The following is a 2,101-nucleotide window of genomic DNA, read 5'->3' as shown; positions in this document are numbered from 1 at the left end:
GTCCGGCGCGAGGCCGCGTGCCTGCGGCGCGTCCTCGATCAGCAGCGCGCAGCCGCCGCCCACCACGAGCGTGAACAGGCCGAGGACGAGATAGGCCGCGCGCCACCCGGCGATGCCGACCAGGAACGCCGCGGCGGGCGGCAGCAGGAGCGTGCCCACGCCGATGCCGCACACCGCGAGCCCGGACGCCAGCCCCCGCCTGCGCACGAACCAGCGTTGCACGGCGCCGATCGCCGGGACGTAGGACAGCCCGACGCCAAGACCGACGCCGAGCCCGTAGGCGAGATAGACGCCCCACAGCGTGCCCGCCCGGCTCGCGACGGCGAGGCCCGCGGCGATCACCGCCATGCCGAGCACGGCCAGCGGCCGGGCGCCGAACCGGTCCGCCAGCGGGCCGCTGACGATGCCGAACCCGAAATAAAGAAACCCCGCGAGCGAGAACACCAGCGACACCGACCCGCGCGAGGCGTGGAACGTCGTCTGCAGCGGCAGGACGAAGGCGCTGAACGAATACGCGCTGCCGAAGCCTGCCAGCATGACGGCGAAGGCGCCGCCCACGACGTACCAGCCCCGGAATATCCGCGCCGGCCTGTCCGTCATCGCGTCCATGCCGCCGGCCCCCGTGGTCGCCCGTCCGAGCCGCGATCATCGCGCCTGGACAGGCCCTGTCCAGGCGGCGCGCGGGCGGGCCGGGCTGCCATGCGTGGCCATCCTGGCCGGCGCCGGTCAGCCCGGACGCAGCCCCGGCCGGTCGAGACGGAGGAAGCCGATCTCGTGGCGCGTCCGCCCGTCGCCGATCGCCATCTCGGCCAGGATCTCGCCGATGACGGACGCGAACTTGAACCCGTGGCCGGAACAGGGGGAGGCGACGATGATCTGCCGCGCCTGCGGGTGCCGGTCGATGATGAAATGCTCGTCCGGCGTGTTGGTGAACAGGCAGTCCCGCAGCGCCATGGTCGGGCCGCACCCGGTCGGGAAATAGCGTTCGGCGAAGCCGCGCAGCAGGGCCTCGTCCGCCGCGTCCGGCGCGCGGCGCACCGCGTCGGCGGGGCCCGCCTCGCCGCGATGATGGTAGCGGCCGAACTTGAAGCCCGGCACCTCGAACACCGGCAGGCCGTAATAGCGGCCCTCCGCCACCTCGATGTTGAACACCGGGAAGCGCGCGGGCGTGAACAGCGCGGGTGTCCGCGGCTGCAGCCAGGCCAGCACCTGCCGCTCCGGCACGGCCAGGCCGCGCAGATCGGGCAGGAGGTCGGCCATCCAAGCGCCGGCGGCGAGGATCAGCGTCGCCGCCTCGAAACTGCCCTGATCGGTGCGTACCCGCACGCCGCCGCCGGGCGTCGTCGCCCAGTCGTGCACCCGCACGCGCGCCCGTATGTCCGCGCCGGCCTCCTGCGCCGCGCGGACATGCGCCAGCACCGCGCGCTCGCTGGCGAGGAAGCCGCCGTCGGGCTGGAACACGAAGCGGGAGGCGTCCGGCAGCGCATAGGCCGGAAAGCGCCGCGCGACCTCCGCGCCGGTCAGCACCTCGTGCGGCAGGTCGTGCAGCCGGGCCGACCGCAGCGCCCCCGCGAACAGCGCCCCGTCCGCCGGCCCGCCGTCGAGCGAGCCGGTGATGTGCAGCAGCGCCTCGCCCGAAGCCGCCTCGATCTCGCGCCACAGCGCATAGGCGCGGCGCAGCAGCGGCACATAGGCGGGGTCTTCGTAATACGGCAGCCGGATGATGCGCGTCACGCCGTGATGCGAGCCACGGTCGTGCGGGATGTCGAAGCGTTCGAGGCCGAGGACGGAGTGGCCGCGCCGCGCCAGCTGCCACGCCGCCGCGCTGCCCATCGCGCCCATCCCGACCACGATCGTGTCATGACCCATAAATCAGCCCCGCCCGGCGACCCGGACCGCAGCCTAGCATCTGCGCCGGCCGCTTGCGCCCCGTCGCGGGCGGCGTAATTGAAGGGACCGAGGAGACGCGACCATGGCAGACAGCAGCGTGACCGTCCGCACCGCTCCGCCCTTTCGGGCCGACCATGTCGGCAGCCTGCTGCGCCCGCCCGCGCTGCGTGCGGCCCGCGCCGCCCGTGCCGCCGGAACGCTGGACGCGGCC

2 protein-coding genes are annotated in these 2,101 nt (G+C 74.2%); both read right to left on the bottom strand.

The window, feature by feature from the left end; all coding sequences use genetic code 11:
* On the bottom strand, positions 1-609 hold a 609-nt coding region (locus tag B8460_RS19650), incomplete at its 3' end, for an MFS transporter (RefSeq protein ID WP_048863324.1).
* Positions 610-726: 117 nt separating this feature from the next.
* Positions 727-1,869 (bottom strand): N-methyl-L-tryptophan oxidase, encoded by a 1,143-nt coding sequence (gene solA, locus B8460_RS19645; protein WP_048863323.1) that lies wholly within the window; start codon positions 1,867-1,869, stop codon positions 727-729.
* Positions 1,870-2,101: the final 232 nt, after the last annotated feature.

Origin of the sequence: Acidisphaera rubrifaciens HS-AP3 (assembly GCF_000964365.1) — a bacterium.
In the GTDB taxonomy this organism is placed as follows: Bacteria; Pseudomonadota; Alphaproteobacteria; order Acetobacterales; family Acetobacteraceae; genus Acidisphaera; species Acidisphaera rubrifaciens.
The sequence above is the reverse complement of the archived record's forward strand: the minus strand, read 5'-3'. Positions and strand labels throughout refer to the sequence as shown.